Annotated in this window: 19 protein-coding genes and 1 other RNA gene; 15 read left to right on the top strand and 5 right to left on the bottom strand. The window is 46.7% G+C overall.

All coding sequences use genetic code 11. The features are described from left to right. Window positions 1-165: 165 nt before the first annotated feature. Window positions 166-1,059, bottom strand: coding sequence for a DNA-binding transcriptional regulator ArgP (gene argP / locus ATB02_RS11890; RefSeq protein ID WP_001360955.1), 894 nt, complete (start codon window positions 1,057-1,059; stop codon window positions 166-168). Window positions 1,060-1,199: 140 nt separating this feature from the next. Here argP and ATB02_RS11885 point away from each other — a divergent pair, with 140 nt between their 5' ends. From ATB02_RS11885 to fucO, 11 genes are all read left to right on the top strand, one after another. Then, a complete protein-coding gene (locus tag ATB02_RS11885; protein WP_088541714.1) occupies window positions 1,200-1,385 on the top strand; it encodes a hypothetical protein in 186 nt (61 codons plus the stop codon). Window positions 1,386-1,563: 178 nt separating this feature from the next. Next, window positions 1,564-2,223 carry a ribose-5-phosphate isomerase RpiA gene (gene rpiA / locus ATB02_RS11880; RefSeq protein ID WP_000189743.1) on the top strand — a complete coding sequence of 220 codons (660 nt, stop codon included), beginning with the start codon at window positions 1,564-1,566 and terminating at the stop codon, window positions 2,221-2,223. Window positions 2,224-2,478: 255 nt separating this feature from the next. Beyond that, a complete protein-coding gene (serA, locus tag ATB02_RS11875; protein ID WP_001151611.1) occupies window positions 2,479-3,711 on the top strand; it encodes a phosphoglycerate dehydrogenase in 1,233 nt (410 codons plus the stop codon). Window positions 3,712-3,939: 228 nt separating this feature from the next. Further along, window positions 3,940-3,999 carry a type I toxin-antitoxin system toxin IbsC gene (gene ibsC / locus ATB02_RS11870; RefSeq protein WP_071525914.1) on the top strand — a complete coding sequence of 20 codons (60 nt, stop codon included), beginning with the start codon at window positions 3,940-3,942 and terminating at the stop codon, window positions 3,997-3,999. A 372-nt stretch (window positions 4,000-4,371) separates the two neighbouring features. Continuing rightward, window positions 4,372-4,854: a PTS sugar transporter subunit IIA gene (locus tag ATB02_RS11865; RefSeq protein WP_105271627.1), complete on the top strand. Its 483-nt coding sequence runs from the start codon at window positions 4,372-4,374 to the stop codon at window positions 4,852-4,854. A gap of 21 nt (window positions 4,855-4,875) precedes the next feature. Continuing rightward, window positions 4,876-5,151, top strand: coding sequence for a PTS sugar transporter subunit IIB (locus ATB02_RS11860; RefSeq protein ID WP_105271626.1), 276 nt, complete (start codon window positions 4,876-4,878; stop codon window positions 5,149-5,151). Window positions 5,152-5,185: 34 nt separating this feature from the next. After that, a complete protein-coding gene (locus ATB02_RS11855) occupies window positions 5,186-6,553 on the top strand; it encodes a PTS galactitol transporter subunit IIC (RefSeq protein ID WP_105271625.1) in 1,368 nt (455 codons plus the stop codon). A gap of 40 nt (window positions 6,554-6,593) precedes the next feature. Beyond that, complete coding sequence (locus ATB02_RS11850) at window positions 6,594-8,651, top strand: BglG family transcription antiterminator (protein ID WP_105271624.1); 2,058 nt, start codon at window positions 6,594-6,596, stop codon at window positions 8,649-8,651. A 20-nt stretch (window positions 8,652-8,671) separates the two neighbouring features. Next, a complete protein-coding gene (locus ATB02_RS11845; RefSeq protein ID WP_059268134.1) occupies window positions 8,672-9,325 on the top strand; it encodes a class II aldolase/adducin family protein in 654 nt (217 codons plus the stop codon). Window positions 9,326-9,358: 33 nt separating this feature from the next. Beyond that, a complete protein-coding gene (locus tag ATB02_RS11840; RefSeq protein ID WP_059221152.1) occupies window positions 9,359-9,625 on the top strand; it encodes an HPr family phosphocarrier protein in 267 nt (88 codons plus the stop codon). A gap of 56 nt (window positions 9,626-9,681) precedes the next feature. Continuing rightward, window positions 9,682-10,833: a lactaldehyde reductase gene (gene fucO / locus ATB02_RS11835; protein ID WP_105271623.1), complete on the top strand. Its 1,152-nt coding sequence runs from the start codon at window positions 9,682-9,684 to the stop codon at window positions 10,831-10,833. A gap of 24 nt (window positions 10,834-10,857) precedes the next feature. Here the strand turns inward: fucO and ATB02_RS11830 are convergent, their stop codons facing one another. From ATB02_RS11830 to zapA, 3 genes are all read right to left on the bottom strand, one after another. Then, window positions 10,858-11,460: a 5-formyltetrahydrofolate cyclo-ligase gene (locus ATB02_RS11830; RefSeq protein ID WP_000192740.1), complete on the bottom strand. Its 603-nt coding sequence runs from the start codon at window positions 11,458-11,460 to the stop codon at window positions 10,858-10,860. 20 nt (window positions 11,461-11,480) lie between these two features. Next, window positions 11,481-11,664, bottom strand: a non-coding RNA gene (gene ssrS / locus ATB02_RS11825) — 6S RNA. A 41-nt stretch (window positions 11,665-11,705) separates the two neighbouring features. Further along, window positions 11,706-12,035 carry a cell division protein ZapA gene (zapA, locus tag ATB02_RS11820; RefSeq protein ID WP_001276008.1) on the bottom strand — a complete coding sequence of 110 codons (330 nt, stop codon included), beginning with the start codon at window positions 12,033-12,035 and terminating at the stop codon, window positions 11,706-11,708. A 167-nt stretch (window positions 12,036-12,202) separates the two neighbouring features. Between zapA and ygfB the strand changes: the two genes are divergently transcribed. The 4 genes from ygfB to ubiI are packed head-to-tail and all read left to right on the top strand — an operon-like array spanning window position 12,203 to window position 16,532. Further along, window positions 12,203-12,781 (top strand): UPF0149 family protein YgfB, encoded by a 579-nt coding sequence (gene ygfB / locus ATB02_RS11810; RefSeq protein ID WP_001295378.1) that lies wholly within the window; start codon window positions 12,203-12,205, stop codon window positions 12,779-12,781. 25 nt (window positions 12,782-12,806) lie between these two features. Then, window positions 12,807-14,132, top strand: a complete 1,326-nt coding sequence (gene pepP / locus ATB02_RS11805) for a Xaa-Pro aminopeptidase (protein WP_105271622.1) — start codon at window positions 12,807-12,809, stop codon at window positions 14,130-14,132. Further along, window positions 14,129-15,307 carry a 2-octaprenyl-6-methoxyphenyl hydroxylase gene (gene ubiH, locus ATB02_RS11800; protein ID WP_105271621.1) on the top strand — a complete coding sequence of 393 codons (1,179 nt, stop codon included), beginning with the start codon at window positions 14,129-14,131 and terminating at the stop codon, window positions 15,305-15,307. Before pepP ends, ubiH begins: the two co-directional genes overlap by 4 nt. 22 nt (window positions 15,308-15,329) lie before the next feature. Further along, on the top strand, window positions 15,330-16,532 hold the full coding sequence (gene ubiI / locus ATB02_RS11795; protein ID WP_105271620.1) for an FAD-dependent 2-octaprenylphenol hydroxylase: 1,203 nt from the start codon (window positions 15,330-15,332) through the stop codon (window positions 16,530-16,532). Window positions 16,533-16,605: 73 nt separating this feature from the next. Here ubiI and ATB02_RS26105 read toward each other — a convergent pair whose 3' ends face one another. Then, window positions 16,606-16,689 (bottom strand): hypothetical protein, encoded by an 84-nt coding sequence (locus ATB02_RS26105; protein WP_123059846.1) that lies wholly within the window; start codon window positions 16,687-16,689, stop codon window positions 16,606-16,608. Window positions 16,690-16,839 lie beyond the last annotated feature (150 nt).

The raw sequence follows: 16,839 nt of genomic DNA, 5'->3' as shown, positions 1-16,839 counted from the left end.
GCGCTTACGGTGAGCTTTTTACGTGGGTTTGTCGCCAGCAAAAAAAATGCATTCAGACGTCGTTTTTTGCCGCCTGAGATTTGTCTATTTTGTGATGTGATTCAAGGAATACAAAAAGAACTGGAGGTGATGCCTGGTATGTATTACCAGGCATTATTTGATGGATTATTCCTGACGAAGAACTTTGTGACCATAATCGAGCAACGCATCAGTGACTTTACGCATCATGCGGCTTTCAGGAGCAAAGCGGTGCCAGTAGAGCATCCGGCGTTGAAATAGCCCTGGCGTTAAGTCAATCAGTTCGCCGCTGGCCAGTTCTTTCTCGATTTGCAGATGTGGGATCATACAGCAGGTGGTCCCCTGACGAGCAAGTTGCACGAACGCTTCTGAAGAATTAACGATATGGCAGGGTACGCTGCCTGGAGGCAGATCAAAGTTTTGCTGCAAAAAGGCCTGGTGCATATCATCAAGATGGTCAAACGCGACCACTGGCGCTTTCAGTAATGCCGAACGCGTTACGCCGTTAGGGAAATATTTTTCGGCGAACGGTTTTGAGCTGACGAACAGATAGTCGAGCGCACCGAGCTTATCGACAAGACAACTCGGTAGCGCCTGATGTTGAATACTCACCGCGCCGACCACTTCGCCGCGACGCAGACGTTCCTGAGTGCGGGTTTCATCTTCTACCTGCAAGTTGAGGCGGATAGGCGAATCAGCCAGTACAGGAGCCAGTGCCGGAAGCAGCCAGGTCGCCAGACTGTCAGCGTTGACCGCCAGTGAAAGCAGCAGCGGAGTTGAACCGGTTTGTTCATCGCCCAGCCACTCTTCTTCCAGTAACTCCACCTGGCGTAGCAGTGCCAGCAGTTTTTGCCCTTGTTCCGTCGGGCGCGGCGGTACGGTACGCACCAACAGCGGCTGCCCGAACATATTTTCCAGTTGCTTAATGCGCTGTGAGACGGCTGATTGTGTAATGCACAGCTTTTGTGCCGCGCGCTCAAATCCTCGTTCACGTATCACCGCATCCAGTGCCTGTAATGTTCTGTAGTCCGGGCGTTTCATTGCTGTTGTCTGCTCCTGGTAAATGCTTTTTCCTGCACTATGACACAATTTTGCGTCAGGTTGCATATACCGAAGCCGTCGGCGGGTACATTTGTATCAGTGGTTAAACACGCAGCTCAAAAGATCAGGGATTTGCGCTATTGCATTTCGCTCAGCGAGTTCGCGCCCTGGTTATGTTGAATGGCGTGGCGTTATTGCCTCTGTTCGCACCGTGGAGCGGCATACCCAGACCGTTGTATGCTTTATTTGCCGGGCGAAAGGGGATGCCCGCCATTGCGCGATATTTTATGGATGAGTTAACCACGCGGCTTGCCAACGGGGTCTGAATCGCTTTTTTTGTATATACTCGTCATACTTCAAGTTGCATGTGCTGCGTCTGCGTTCGCTCACCCCAGTCACTTACTTCTGTAAGCTCCTGGGGATTCACTCTCTTGTCGCCTTCCTGCAACTCGAATTATTTAGAGTATAATGCGTGTGAAATTTCATACCACAGGCGAAACGATCATGACGCAGGATGAATTGAAAAAAGCAGTAGGATGGGCGGCACTTCAGTATGTTCAGCCCGGCACCATTGTTGGTGTAGGTACAGGTTCCACCGCCGCACACTTTATTGACGCGCTCGGCACGATGAAAGGCCAGATTGAAGGGGCCGTTTCCAGTTCGGATGCGTCCACTGAAAAACTGAAAAGCCTCGGCATTCACGTTTTTGATCTCAACGAAGTCGACAGCCTTGGCATCTACGTTGATGGTGCAGATGAAATCAACGGCCACATGCAGATGATCAAAGGCGGCGGCGCGGCGCTGACCCGTGAAAAAATCATTGCTTCGGTTGCGGAAAAATTTATCTGTATTGCAGACGCTTCTAAGCAGGTTGATATTCTGGGCAAATTCCCGCTGCCAGTAGAAGTTATCCCGATGGCACGTAGTGCAGTGGCGCGCCAGCTGGTGAAACTGGGCGGTCGTCCGGAATACCGCCAGGGCGTGGTGACCGATAACGGCAACGTGATCCTCGACGTCCACGGCATGGAAATCCTTGACCCGATAGCGATGGAAAACGCCATAAATGCGATTCCAGGCGTGGTGACTGTTGGTCTGTTTGCTAACCGTGGCGCGGACGTTGCGCTGATTGGCACACCTGACGGTGTCAAAACCATTGTGAAATGATCTGACGGGGGAACCTCCCCCGTTAAAAAAATTCTCTTCATTAAATTTGGTGACATGTGTCACGTTTTTACTTGGCTATTGTCGATTGCTCTAAATAAATCCTCCAAACCAGCATATTCATCCAAGAAATACCTTTGCGTGATATTTCCTCAACATCGCGACGCAAACGTTCATATTGCCGCAATATTATTTTTTGATATGTTGAAAGGCGGATGCAAATCCGCACACAACATTTCAAAAGACAGGATTGGGTAAATGGCAAAGGTATCGCTGGAGAAAGACAAGATTAAGTTTCTGCTGGTAGAAGGCGTGCACCAAAAGGCGCTGGAAAGCCTTCGTGCAGCGGGTTACACCAACATCGAATTTCACAAAGGCGCGCTGGATGATGAACAATTAAAAGAATCCATCCGCGATGCCCACTTCATCGGCCTGCGATCCCGTACCCATCTGACTGAAGACGTGATCAACGCCGCAGAAAAACTGGTCGCTATTGGCTGTTTCTGTATCGGAACAAACCAGGTTGATCTGGATGCAGCTGCAAAACGCGGGATCCCGGTATTTAACGCACCGTTCTCTAATACGCGCTCTGTTGCGGAGCTGGTAATTGGCGAACTTCTGCTGCTATTGCGCGGCGTACCGGAAGCCAACGCTAAAGCGCACCGTGGTGTCTGGAACAAGCTGGCAGCTGGCTCTTTTGAAGCGCGCGGCAAAAAGCTGGGTATCATCGGCTATGGTCATATTGGTACACAGTTGGGCATTCTGGCTGAATCGCTGGGAATGTATGTTTACTTTTATGATATTGAAAACAAACTGCCGCTGGGCAACGCCACTCAGGTACAGCATCTTTCTGACCTGCTGAATATGAGCGATGTGGTGAGTCTGCATGTACCAGAGAATCCGTCCACCAAAAATATGATGAGTGCGAAAGAGATTTCACTAATGAAGCCCGGCTCGCTGCTGATTAATGCTTCGCGCGGTACTGTGGTGGATATTCCGGCGCTGTGTGACGCGCTGGCGAGCAAACACCTGGCAGGTGCGGCAATCGATGTCTTTCCGACGGAACCGGCGACCAACAGCGATCCGTTTACCTCTCCGCTGTGCGAGTTCGATAACGTCCTTCTGACGCCACATATTGGCGGTTCGACTCAGGAAGCACAGGAGAATATCGGTCTGGAAGTTGCAGGTAAATTAATCAAGTACTCTGACAATGGCTCAACGCTCTCTGCGGTGAACTTCCCGGAAGTATCGCTGCCACTGCATGGTGGGCGTCGTCTGATGCACATCCACGAAAACCGTCCGGGCGTGTTAACTGCGCTGAACAAAATCTTCGCCGAGCAGGGCGTCAACATCGCCGCGCAATATCTGCAAACTTCCGCCCAGATGGGTTATGTGGTTATCGATATTGAAGCTGATGAAGACGTTGCCGAAAAGGCGCTGCAGGCAATGAAAGCTATTCCGGGTACCATTCGCGCCCGTCTGCTGTACTAAATCCCCTTCTCTGAAAATCAACGGGCAGGTCACTGACTTGCCCGTTTTTTTATCCCTTCTCCACACCGTTGCCGCATTGCGCATTCTACTTTGCGAGTCTGCTCCAGAAAATAAATCAAAGTCAGATCAATGCGTTGTGTTTATTTAATGGGGATTTACGATGGCAGGGCAGCATGGGGCTGTAACGGTAAAGCCCTCACCGAAGCGAGGGCTTGAAGGAGAAGGGTTATGATGCGACTTGTCATCATACTGATTGTACTGTTACTCATAAGTTTCCCAGCTTATTAACAGTCAGTCTCAGGGGAGGAGCAATCCTCCCTTACCCTTACTCACTAAGCTAGGTCAAAGAATCAACGATGTCAATCAGGGCGATGCGGGAGTGTGTCGCCCTGAACTAATTTTTCTATACAGTAAATCGTATCCAATATTTTATAAGTCGTATTACGTTCGTCAGTATACTTACGGCAATAATGAAAATATGATCGTTATCATTCACTTCGTGAATGTATTTCAAATTTCATATATAGGAATATGTGATTTCAATCGCGTCTTTCATCACAATGGTGCGCACCATGATGCCGAAAATTTGTGATCAAATAATCTTGTGATTTTTCTGGGTGATTTTAATATCCAGTTATTACGATTTAACAGGGTATTATTATGGACGTAATTAATCAGAGTTCGACTAATATCATCAAATTTACAGATAAATTGATTTTTTTAAATCAGCACTTCTCCGATTCTGATGATTTTTTTCTTAGAGTCAGTGAAAGACTCCTGGCGGAGAATTTAGTAACAACAGCCTTTCTTCATAGTATTGCTTTACGAGAGAGAGAATATCCTACCGGGTTAGCTTTGGCACCCTTTTCAATTGCTATTCCTCATACCGATATAGAGTTTATAAAAGAACCATTTATCGCTTTTTATCAACTTGCCGAAGAGATGTCCTGGAATGAAATGGGGGCAGACGAGAGTAAGATAAAAGTAAAGTTTATTATATTGTTAGGTCTGGTAGATACCTCCAGCCATATTGATTTTCTACAAAGTCTGATCGCCTTATTTTCAACTGAAAATCATGCTCATTGGTTAAGCAAAACCCAAAGCAGCCATGATGCTACTAATTATCTTAATAAATACATTTAATTAAATTATAAAGGAACTTTTATGAAAAAAATCGTTGTAGCTTGTGGCAGTGGTGTTGCGACTTCACAAACAGTAGCAAGTAAAGTTGATCGTCTATTAAAAGAAAAGGGGCTTGACGATGTCAGAATTGAAGTTGTCGATCTCAAATCGCTGGATAACCACCTACGGGACTCGGTTGCTTATGTTGCTATTACAAAAATAGATAAAGAGTATCCTGTGCCTGTGATAAATGGTATTGCTTTTTTAACAGGAATAGGCATGGAGCAAGAGTTACAAAAAATTATTAATCTTTTCTAATAGATAATTATCCCGCCTACAAGGAATAAAAACTATGGATTTTCTTGCGCAAATAATTAATTATGTCCTGAATTTGGGGGCGCCAGTTTTTGTGCCATTTATTATGTTGCTGGCTGGGCTTTGCGTGAAAATGCGATTTAAAGAAGCCAGTTCAGCAGCGATAACACTCGGCGTGGCTTTTGTCGGCATGAGTATGCTCATCGGCTTTATGGTTGGAGCAATTGGTGTTGCTGCTGAAGCGATGATGAAGCGAACAGGACTTGAGCTTAGCATTATTGATGGTGGCTGGACTACAATGGCGAATATTTCATGGGCCTGGCCATATGCATTTTTAATGTTCCCATTGCAGATCGGTATTAACATCTTGATGTTGATGCTAAAAAAGACCGATACTTTCAATGCAGATTTATGGAATGTCTGGGGAAAAATATTTACTGCATTTATTGTTATGGGCTCGGTGACGCCACTGTTCGGCTCAACATGGGCATTAGTTATGGCATTTATTATTGCCTCTTTACAAATTATTCTTGAACTGAAGTCTGGCGATTTACACCAGTATCGTATTGAAAAAATGACCGGAATACCGGGGATTACCTGTACCCACCGGATGATGTTTCTCGGCGCTATTTACTATCCCTTTGATGTGTTATTACGTAAAATCCCTTTGTTAAATAAGCCGATGGATGCTGCAACATTACGTAAAAAAGTCGGGATTTTCGCTGAGAATCATGTCATTGGTTTTATCCTTGGAATATTATTTGGCGTTGTTGCGGGTTATGATGTAGCAAAAACTCTTATGTTGGGGATACAGGCCGCAACGGCGTTGCATCTGTTTCCTGTCATTTCCAAGTTTTTTATGCAGGCGCTATCGCCACTCTCAGAGGCGATTAGTGATTATATGAATAAGCGATTTTCAGGTCGTAAACTCTTTGTCGGTATCGATTGGCCATTTCTTGGTGGAGCGAGTGAAATTTGGTTTGTTATCATTGTTGCGATTCCTCTTACCTTGCTCTGGGCTATAATACTACCGGGTAATAAAATCCTGCCTTTCGCTGGTATTATCAACATAGTATTAGTGGTTCCGGCCTATCTGTTAACGCAGGGTAACACTTTACGAATGGTTATTCTCAGTTTTATTGGCATTCCATTCTTTTTATTTGTAGGTACTGAGTTTGCTCCCATAATTACTGAGTTGGGGAACATGACCAAAGCGATCGATATTCCAGCCGGTAAACTTATATCAAATAGTTGTATTGATGCTCCTGTATTTACTTATGCGTTTTCTCATATATTTCAGTTTATGCAAGGGAATTTTGTTCCAGTAGTGATGGCGATAATATGGAGTGTTTGCTTTTGCTTTTATTGTCGCGAGTTATCACATGACACAAAACATGTAGCGTAAAATTCTAATATGTAATATTTATAATAAAGAGGTCGTTACCATGATTGATAACCGTATTTATGCAGTACTGAATGCCATAGTACGTGAACCTCTTATTACCAGCGGAGAGTTGTGTAAGAAATTTGTATTGACCAGAAAACAACTCAGCTATACATTGCATAAAATAAATGACTACCTGGCGACGAAAGAATTTTTGCCCATTTCTCGTCAACGCCGCGGTGGTTTCAGTGTTGATGCGAATGTATTATCGTTTTTTTACAGCAATATTGAATATCAACTCAATGAACGTTATGTCTATAGTGAAAAAGAACGACATTATATTATATTGTTTTTACTATTGTGTCGTAACGAAAAAATCAAACTTTTTCATTTCACACAAACATTACGTGTAAGTCAGAATACTATTCTTAATGATATTAAGAAAATTAATTCTATAACTGTTCGCTATGATGTTCAGGTCGTTTACGAAAGAATACAGGGGTATTTTATTGAGGGCAGTGAAATCCAAAAAAGATACTTATTACTGGAGGTCGTGATTTATTGTTTGTCCAGGCCATTTTTTGAAGATTTCACTGCAGAGGTTACAAAAAATGTTGAACAGAACAGAAAAGTGTTTGCTAATGCACTAACCTTAATTGAACAAGAGTTTAAAATATTTCTGACTGATGAGAAAGTCCAACAACTGACTTTATATATGAGTCTGGTTATGCTACGAATTAATGTCGGTAAAGTTTTACATGTTTTGCCCGAGCATCTTCACGAAGTCTACCGGACTCGTGAGTTCTTAATTATAGGTGAGATTTTAAATAAAGCAGGCATTAGTCATATTTCTGAACAGTCATTTTTAACGGCGATTATCCGTAGTGCAAATATCCAGACAATTTCAGATCGTTATTTTAATCTGGAACCATTGCTATTAGAAGGCATCGTTGCTGTTGTTAATAATTTTGAGAAATTATGCTGCATAGCCTTTCGTGATAAAGATGAGCTGATTAACAAAATTTATCAACACTGGAAACCGGCTTATTATCGGATAATTTATAATTTTACTTATGATTCTGGTGTTTATGAATTAATCGCCCAGGAGTTTAACTATCTTCATCAACTTGTCATTCGTTCGATTAGCCCGTTGGAGAGTTTGCTACAGCAGGCTTTACCGGAAGAGGAAGTTGCCTCATTGACGGTAATATTTGGGGGATGGTTAACACGTGAGGGATTGTTGCATAAAGTTAAAGTGAAAAAGTCTGGAGTTGTGGTGAACTATGGTAATGCCACTGTTTCTACATGGATTTTCTTAACGTTACAATCGCTACTGCCTGAAATCTATTTTCAGGATATTTTGTCATTTCGTGAGTATGAAAGATATACTAAAGATCATGACATTATTTTTAGCACCAGTCTTTTTTCAACTCATCGTCCTTTATTACTGATTAATTTACCTTTTGATAATGGACAAAAGAATACACTACGTAGCCAGGCTCTTTCTTTATTAGGATATCAGGATAATGAATCAGTACAGGTTGAGAATGTTTTGGCTATTGTTGAACGGTATGGCACAATCCAACAACGGAAGGATCTTCGGGCCGCTCTGGAAGATTATCTCTATAGCCATTCAAGGCCCATTAGTAATTTAGTTACATCCCATCCGCTCCCTTCTTTGGTTAGTTTATTACAAAAAGATTTTATTACTCTTGAGGTGAATATTCCAAAGTCATGGCAAGACGTAATTCATCAGGCTGCGTCACCATTAGTGAAAAATGGTGTAATTGAACCATGCTATATAGATGCAATTATCAATAAAATCATTAACGAGAGACCATATATTATGTTAGGAGAAGGTGTGATAATTGCTCATGCGGGCGTTGATGATGGTGTTAATAAAATCGGGTTTTCATTATATCGGTTACCGCATCAGATCTTGATAAATGATTATATATATGCAGATATTATCATTACATGTGCAACACATAATACGCAAGGTCATTTGAGAGCACTATCGCAGTTAAATAATTATCTTGAAGAACGCAATGGCGCACAATTCATCCGCGATGCAGTAGATAAAGAAATGATTGTATGTGCGTTGCAATACTATTCGTAATCAACAAAAGGAACATCGTTATGTTAGATATATTAAAGCAGCAAGTCGTGGAAATGGCAAAAACAACTCAACAATGGGGGATGTGTAAACATAAAGCGGGAAATACCAGTGTTCGGGACCCAGAAACGGGGTTTATCTGTGTTACACCAACAACTGTGGATAAAAATTTATTAACCGTTCGGGATATTGTTGTGCTTTCCCCAGAGGGGGATATTATCGAAAATCTTTCCGGACTGAGGCCCACTAGTGAATGTATGATGCATTTGCAGGCTTACCGGACGCGGCCGGATATCTACGCTGTTTGTCATACACACTCACGCTTTGCTTCCATTTTCGCCGTGCTGGAAAAAAGTATCCCGGCGGTTATTTATGAATGTGCAATTTTAAATCTGCAACGAGGAATTGTACCTGTTGCGCCATTTGCGTTACCTGGTACACAAGAGCTGGCATTAAGTATTATTGCTCCCTTGCAACAAGCCGATGCCATTTTATTAGGTCGTCATGGCGCGATGACTGTCGATGTATCGTCTTATGATGCTGTTTTAAAATCAGCCTATCTGGAAGAACTGGCGGAAATCTATTATCACACGCTACTGGTAAATGGTCTTCAGGAACCAAAGGTATTTAGCGGTGAAGAACTGGCTCGTTGGTCGTATCCACAGGTGATTAGATGAATCATTATTAATCACAGAAAAATTAGGTGATTTATGATTAAAGAAATGGTGTGGGTGACAAATAAAATGGGGCTTCATGCCCGACCAGCAAGCGTACTGGCGAAAACTGTAAAACAATTTCAGTGCGTGACAACTTTAAACTATAAAGGGAAAAATATAAAACCACATAGTGCTATGGCATTATTGACGGCAGGAATTAGGTCCAATACCCAGATTGAATTAATCTGTGAAGGTGCTGATGAACAGCAAGCAATTGTGGAGTTGAAACGATTATTTGCAACAGGGTTTGGCCATGATTAAAAGAAAGGTTTATTAACCTATTTATAATGCAACATCTATTAATTAAGGAAGTCACTGTGACAAACAGAATCGTACTGAATCCCATTGCTTATTTCGGTAATGGAGCGATAAAACACATTCTTGATGAAGTACAAACACGAAAATTATCTAAAGCATTTATTGTAACGGACTCAGAGATTGTTCGGCGTGGTGTAAGCGAAAGAATCACGAGCTTATTAAAGCACAACAATCTCGATTACACCGTTTTTGATGGTGTTGAAGCTAACCCAACAATAGAAATTGTACAGGCTGGCGTCAGGGCGTTTAAGTGCAGCAATGCTGATTATATGATTGCGGTAGGTGGCGGTTCTTCAATAGATACTGCTAAAGCCATTGGAATAATTATTGCTAATCCTGATTTTGCCGATGTTCGTACTCTGGAAGGGGGGGCAGCCACAGAAAATCCTGCAATACCGACTATTGCAGTCCCAACTACAGCGGGCACAGCGGCAGAAGTGACCATTAACTATGTCATCACTGATGTGGAAAATAGGCGCAAGTTTGTTTGTTACGATCCGCATTCTGTACCTGTAGCTTCAGTTATTGATGCAGACATGATGTCTTCTATGCCTCCATCATTAAAAGCGGCGACCGGGATTGATGCACTTACACATGCGATTGAAGGTTATACCACTCTCGGTGCCTGGGAGTTGACGGATATGTTCCATAAACAAGCAATTGAACTTATCGTTACTGCGCTAAGAGCTTCCGTAGCAGGAGATGCACTAGCGGGCGAAGATATGGCATTAGGACAATATATTGCCGGGATGGGATTTTCAAATGTTGGTTTGGGACTGGTGCACGGTATGGCGCATCCGTTGAGCGCATTCTACGATACGCCTCATGGTGTGGCGAATGCTGTTCTGCTACCGCATATAATGGACTGGAATTCAGAATTTACTGCTGAGAAATACCGTAATATCGCGGCAGCGTTCGATATACCGCAAGCGTATACTATGCCATTATCCGAAGTACGTAGAGAAGCCGTGAGCGCGGTTCGAAGGCTTAATCAGGATATCGGCATACCATCACGCTTACGTGAAATTGGGATGAAAGAAGAGGATGTCGCGGCTTTAGCGACTGCGGCTCTGGCTGATATTTGCACTGGGGACAATCCACGGCCTGTCACCTTAACGGATATCCAGCAGTTGTATCGCCAATTGTATTAATTGCTCTGCGGGAGTGTGTAGCCCTTACCACTCCCAGACTTTCGACGGTGTAACCACCGCAGGAAGTGGGATATCCCACTCTTCAACGGGGAGTTTTTCCACCAACTGACAATCATGCGCATAACCCACCGGTTGCATTTGATAGCGCTGCCAGTTTTGTAAGGTCCGATCATAAAAACCACCGCCCATTCCCAGGCGCTGACCGTACTCATCAAAGGCGACCAGCGGTGTGATCAACACGTCTAATCGGGAAAGGGGTAGCACGTCACGCACATCCAGTTTTGGCTCATGGATCTTCAACCTGTTCATCACCAGTTCGCTTTGCGGATGGTAATTCAGGAACAGCAAATTACCGGCACTAAAGGGATGCAAAACTGGAAGATATACGCGCTTACCGGCGCGCCAGAGTTGTTCTATGAGTGGCTGGGTGTCGAGTTCGCCATCAAAAGAGAGGAATACAGCGACCGTATGCGCCATCACCACCGGGGGATAAGTCATCATCCGGGTAGCAGCTTGTTGACCCATTTCTTGCTGTTGTTTCGGCGTTAACGCACGACGACGTTGCCGAATCATTTTGCGGATTTCTTGTCGAGATAATGTCAGTGGGATTTCTGGTAGTTGCGTCATGGCTGGTGCCAGATAAGAAGGGAATCTCCGAGATGCCGCCGCAGGCTGTAACCCTTGAACCCTTGGTTCAAGGTGAATGTGTCGTCGCAGTTTTAAGGCTTCTCGGACGGACCGAGCATGCTCACCAACCGCGGAGCGCCACATTCTTGTGGTATGAAATATCGGCTCAGGGGACTGGCCCGCTTGCGAACATCTCAGAGAAATTTTGTCTTCACGGTTACTCTACCACAGTAAACCGAAAAGTGTCATTCAAAGTTTTGGTTAGTTTTTTCGGTGATGCGACCTTGTTCAAGTAACGCTTGTTCTATGGTCTGCTGCAGCATCCGAATACGCTGTTCCATACTTGCCGCGTAGTCACGAGTCTTCGCTTTTTCTTGCGCTAACTCATAGCTGATATTCAATGCGGCAATGAAGACCAACTGTTCAGTATTTGTGACTCTAGTGCGTTCTTTCAGATCTTGCAACCGTTGGTTCAGATCGTCCGCTGCCTGATTCAACGCATCCCTTTGGTCAGGCGGGCAGTTCACACGCAGTGAACGGCCAAAAATTTGGATATCGACGGGTTGTGCAGACATGCCACCTTCCTGCTGATTGACTGCGCTGCCTTCGTCTTTAGACCCATGGTCTGCGAAGGGGCGACACTATAGCTACCCTGATGAGAAGAGACAAGCCCTTTTCTGGTCCACCAGGGCCCAAAGTGGTAGCATATCATGAATATTCCTCCCTTTGACGACGAATGCTTATGTCTATACAGAACGAAATGCCTGGTTACAACGAAATGAACCAGTATCTGAACCAACAAGGGACGGGTCTGACCCCTGCTGAGATGCATGGTTTAATCAGTGGGATGATATGTGGTGGTAACGATGACAGCTCATGGCTGCCACTGCTTCACGACCTGACGAACGAAGGCATGGCTTTCGGTCATGAGCTGGCACAGGCATTGCGCAAAATGCACTCTGCTACCAGCGATGCCCTGCAGGATGACGGCTTCCTTTTTCAGCTTTATCTGCCTGATGGCGATGATGTCAGTGTTTTCGATCGTGCTGATGCGCTGGCAGGTTGGGTCAATCACTTCCTGCTTGGTCTTGGCGTTACGCAACCGAAGCTGGACAAAGTGACCGGCGAAACCGGTGAAGCCATCGACGATCTGCGTAACATCGCGCAGCTGGGCTACGACGAAGACGAAGATCAGGAAGAGCTGGAAATGTCGCTTGAAGAGATCATCGAGTACGTCCGTGTTGCCGCGCTGTTATGCCACGACACCTTTACTCATCCGCAACCGACCGCGCCAGAAGTACAAAAACCGACTCTACACTAAAAACAAAAAACGTAAGGAGAGTGTTATGAGTGAGATATCCCGGCAAGAATTTCAGCGACGCCGTCAGGCCCTGGTAGAGCAAATGCAACCTGGCAGCGCCGCGCTGATTTTCGCGGCACCAGAAGTGACCCGTAGCGCCGACAGCGAATACCCCTATCGTCAGAACAGTGACTTCTGGTACTTCACCGGCTTTAACGAACCGGAAGCGGTGCTGGTGCTGATTAAAAGCGACGACACTCATAACCACAGCGTTTTGTTTAACCGCGTTCGCGACCTGACGGCAGAGATCTGGTTTGGTCGTCGCCTAGGCCAGGATGCCGCGCCAGAGAAACTGGGCGTTGACCGCGCACTGGCATTCAGCGAAATCAATCAGCAACTTTATCAACTACTTAATGGTCTGGATGTGGTGTACCACGCCCAGGGCGAATATGCATATGCTGATGAAATCGTGAACAGCGCGCTGGAAAAACTGCGTAAAGGTTCGCGACAGAATCTCACCGCCCCGGCAACGATGATCGACTGGCGTCCCATTGTTCATGAAATGCGCCTGTTCAAATCACCAGAAGAGATTGCCGTACTTCGCCGCGCGGGGGAAATCACCGCCCTGGCGCATACCCGGGCGATGGAAAAATGCCGTCCGGGAATGTTCGAGTACCACCTGGAAGGCGAAATTCACCACGAATTTAACCGCCACGGTGCGCGCTATCCTTCCTATAACACCATTGTCGGCAGCGGTGAAAACGGCTGCATTCTGCACTACACCGAAAACGAGAGTGAACTGCGCGACGGTGACCTGGTGTTGATTGACGCGGGTTGTGAATACAAAGGTTACGCGGGCGATATTACCCGCACCTTCCCGGTCAACGGCAAATTCACCCAGGCCCAGCGTGAAATCTACGACATTGTGCTGGAGTCTCTTGAAACCAGCCTGCGGCTGTATCGTCCGGGAACGTCCATTCAGGAAGTCACTGGTGAAGTGGTGCGCATCATGGTTAGCGGCCTGGTAAAACTCGGCATCCTGAAAGGTGATGTTGATGAACTGATCGCTCAGAACGCCCATCGTCCTTTCTTTATGCATGGCCTTAGCCACTGGTTAGGACTGGATGTCCATGACGTTGGCGTTTATGGCCAGGATCGCTCGCGCATTCTGGAACCGGGCATGGTACTGACCGTAGAGCCGGGGCTGTATATTGCGCCGGATGCAGAAGTGCCAGAACAATATCGCGGTATCGGCATTCGTATTGAAGACGACATCGTGATTACCGAAACCGGTAACGAAAACCTCACCGCCAGCGTGGTGAAAAAGCCGGAAGAAATCGAAGCGTTGATGGCATCTGCGAGAAAGCAATGAGCGTAATCATCGTCGGTGGCGGCATGGCGGGCGCGACGCTGGCGCTGGCTATTTCCCGGTTAAGTCACGGGGCGCTGCCGGTACATTTGATTGAAGCGACTGCGCCAGAGTCACATGCTCATCCGGGCTTTGATGGACGAGCTATTGCGCTGGCGGCGGGTACTTGTCAGCAACTGGCGCGCATCGGCGTCTGGCAATCTCTGGCTGATTGCGCAACCGCCATCACCAGCGTGCATGTCAGCGATCGTGGTCATGCCGGATTCGTCACCCTCGCCGCAGAAGATTACCAACTGGCGGCGCTGGGGCAGGTTGTCGAATTGCATAATGTCGGGCAACGGCTGTTTGCATTGCTGCGCAAAGCACCTGGCGTAACGCTGCATTGCCCTGATCGCGTGGCTAACGTTGCCCGTGCTCAGAGTCACGTTGAAGTGACGCTGGAGAGTGGCGAGACGCTGACGGGCTGCGTGCTGGTAGCCGCTGATGGCACCCATTCCGCGTTAGCCACCGCGTGCGGCGTTGACTGGCAGCAGGAGCCTTACGAACAACTGGCTGTGATTGCTAACGTTGCGACTTCCGTTGCGCACGAAGGGCGCGCTTTTGAACGCTTTACGCAACATGGCCCGCTGGCGATGTTGCCGATGTCTGACGGACGCTGTTCGCTGGTCTGGTGTCATCCACTGGAACGGCGCGAAGAGGTGCTGTCGTGGAGCGACGAGACGTTTTGCCGTGAACTCCAGTCGGCCTTTGGTTGGCGACTTGGGAAAATTACCCACGCTGGTAAACGCAGTGCTTACCCGCTGGCGTTAACCCGCGCCGCCAGACCTGTTACCCATCGTACCGTGCTGGTGGGCAATGCGGCGCAAACTCTGCACCCGATTGCCGGGCAAGGGTTCAACCTCGGTATGCGAGATGTGATGAGCCTTGCGGAAACGCTGACTCAGGCTCAGGCACGTGAAGATGACATCGGTGATTACGGCGTATTGTGCCGTTATCGGCAGCGTCGGCAGAGCGATCGAGAAGCAACCATCGGCGTCACGGACAGCCTTGTACATCTTTTTGCCAACCGTTGGACGCCGCTGGTTGTCGGGCGCAACATCGGGCTGATGGCAATGGAATTATTCACTCCGGCACGCGATGTGCTGGCGCAGCGCACCCTCGGTTGGGTGGCGCGTTGAAGGCGGTTTTAAGGAATAAACAATGCAAAGTGTTGATGTAGCCATTGTCGGCGGCGGCATGGTGGGGCTGGCGGTTGCCTGCGGCTTACAGGGGAGCGGCTTACGCGTTGCCGTACTGGAGCAGCGCGTACCGGAACCTCTGGCGGCGGATGCACCACCACAACTGCGCGTTTCGGCTATCAATGCCGCCAGCGAAAAATTACTGACTCGTCTTGGCGTCTGGCAGGACATTCTCTCTCGTAGGGCCAGCTGTTATCACGGCATGGAAGTGTGGGACAAAGACAGCTTTGGTCACATTTCGTTTGACGATCAAAACATGGGCTATAGCCATCTTGGGCATATCGTTGAAAATTCAGTCATTCATTACGCGCTGTGGAACAAAGCACAGCAGTCCTCAGATATCAGCCTGTTAGCCCCTGCAGAATTACAGCAGGTCGCCTGGGGAGAGAACGAAACCTTCCTGACGCTGAAAGACGGCAGCATGTTAACGGCGCGTCTGGTGATTGGCGCAGACGGCGCTAATTCCTGGTTGCGCAACAAAGCCGATATTCCGCTGACTTTCTGGGATTATCAGCATCACGCGCTGGTGGCGACCATTCGCACGGAAGAACCGCATGATGCGGTGGCGCGACAGGTTTTTCATGGCGAAGGCATTCTGGCCTTTTTGCCGCTTAGCGATCCGCATCTTTGCTCAATTGTCTGGTCACTGTCCCCAGAGGAAGCACTGCGGATGCAGCAGGCAGGTGAAGACGAATTTAATCGCGAGTTAAATATCGCTTTTGATAATCGCCTGGGCTTATGCAAGGTTGAGAGTGAACGCCTGGTGTTCCCGCTGACTGGGCGTTATGCGCGCCAGTTTGCCGCGCACCGTCTGGCGCTGGTGGGCGACGCCGCGCATACCATTCACCCGTTGGCGGGGCAGGGGGTGAATCTCGGCTTTATGGATGCTGCAGAGCTGATTGCTGAACTGAAACGGTTGCATCGTCAGGGTAAAGACATCGGGCAGTACATTTACCTGCGTCGCTATGAGCGTAGCCGCAAGCACAGTGCGGCGCTGATGCTGGCAGGTATGCAGGGATTCCGCGATCTGTTTTCCGGGGCTAATCCGGCGAAAAAACTGCTGCGTGATATTGGCCTGAAACTGGCCGACACGCTTCCTGGCGTTAAACCACAACTTATCCGTCAGGCAATGGGATTAAACGATTTGCCTGAATGGCTGCACTAAAAATTTCTCTTCTGCTGTTTATTTGATACCCATCACACTTTCATCTCCCGGTTTTTTCGCCGGGAGATTTTCCTCATTTGAAATAAACTAATTTCACCTCCGTTTTCGCATTATATTTTCTAATGTCACTAATTTTTGATTTAGTGTTTTTTGACATTTTTTCAGTTCTTAATATTGCCTTATTCAAATTAATTCCCTCATCACATCATCTTTGTATAGAAAGTGGAATATTTTTTGGTTTTTTATTCTGTTGCTATTCTGGCGTTTTTTAACCATAAGCTAATGTGATGATCAATTTTACCTTATG

This window comes from Escherichia sp. MOD1-EC5189 (genome assembly GCF_002966045.1).
Taxonomy (GTDB): Bacteria; Pseudomonadota; Gammaproteobacteria; order Enterobacterales; family Enterobacteriaceae; genus Escherichia; species Escherichia coli_F.
Note: the sequence above shows the minus strand (reverse complement) of the source record. Positions and strands in the feature narration are given on the sequence as shown.

Excerpts from the sequence above, each read along its gene's own strand:
- ATB02_RS11840 (WP_059221152.1), top strand. The coding sequence starts at position 9,359 with ATGATTAAAGAAATGGTGTGGGTGACAAATAAAATGGGGCTTCATGCC.
- zapA (WP_001276008.1), bottom strand. The coding sequence starts at position 12,035 with ATGTCTGCACAACCCGTCGATATCCAAATTTTTGGCCGTTCACTGCGT.
- ATB02_RS26105 (WP_123059846.1), bottom strand. The coding sequence starts at position 16,689 with ATGTCAAAAAACACTAAATCAAAAATTAGTGACATTAGAAAATATAAT.
- ATB02_RS11850 (WP_105271624.1), top strand. The coding sequence starts at position 6,594 with ATGATTGATAACCGTATTTATGCAGTACTGAATGCCATAGTACGTGAA.
- pepP (WP_105271622.1), top strand. The coding sequence starts at position 12,807 with ATGAGTGAGATATCCCGGCAAGAATTTCAGCGACGCCGTCAGGCCCTG.
- ATB02_RS11860 (WP_105271626.1), top strand. The coding sequence starts at position 4,876 with ATGAAAAAAATCGTTGTAGCTTGTGGCAGTGGTGTTGCGACTTCACAA.
- ATB02_RS11865 (WP_105271627.1), top strand. The coding sequence starts at position 4,372 with ATGGACGTAATTAATCAGAGTTCGACTAATATCATCAAATTTACAGAT.
- ATB02_RS11845 (WP_059268134.1), top strand. The coding sequence starts at position 8,672 with ATGTTAGATATATTAAAGCAGCAAGTCGTGGAAATGGCAAAAACAACT.
- ubiH (WP_105271621.1), top strand. The coding sequence starts at position 14,129 with ATGAGCGTAATCATCGTCGGTGGCGGCATGGCGGGCGCGACGCTGGCG.
- ubiI (WP_105271620.1), top strand. The coding sequence starts at position 15,330 with ATGCAAAGTGTTGATGTAGCCATTGTCGGCGGCGGCATGGTGGGGCTG.
- ATB02_RS11855 (WP_105271625.1), top strand. The coding sequence starts at position 5,186 with ATGGATTTTCTTGCGCAAATAATTAATTATGTCCTGAATTTGGGGGCG.
- ygfB (WP_001295378.1), top strand. The coding sequence starts at position 12,203 with ATGTCTATACAGAACGAAATGCCTGGTTACAACGAAATGAACCAGTAT.
- rpiA (WP_000189743.1), top strand. The coding sequence starts at position 1,564 with ATGACGCAGGATGAATTGAAAAAAGCAGTAGGATGGGCGGCACTTCAG.
- argP (WP_001360955.1), bottom strand. The coding sequence starts at position 1,059 with ATGAAACGCCCGGACTACAGAACATTACAGGCACTGGATGCGGTGATA.
- ATB02_RS11830 (WP_000192740.1), bottom strand. The coding sequence starts at position 11,460 with ATGACGCAACTACCAGAAATCCCACTGACATTATCTCGACAAGAAATC.
- serA (WP_001151611.1), top strand. The coding sequence starts at position 2,479 with ATGGCAAAGGTATCGCTGGAGAAAGACAAGATTAAGTTTCTGCTGGTA.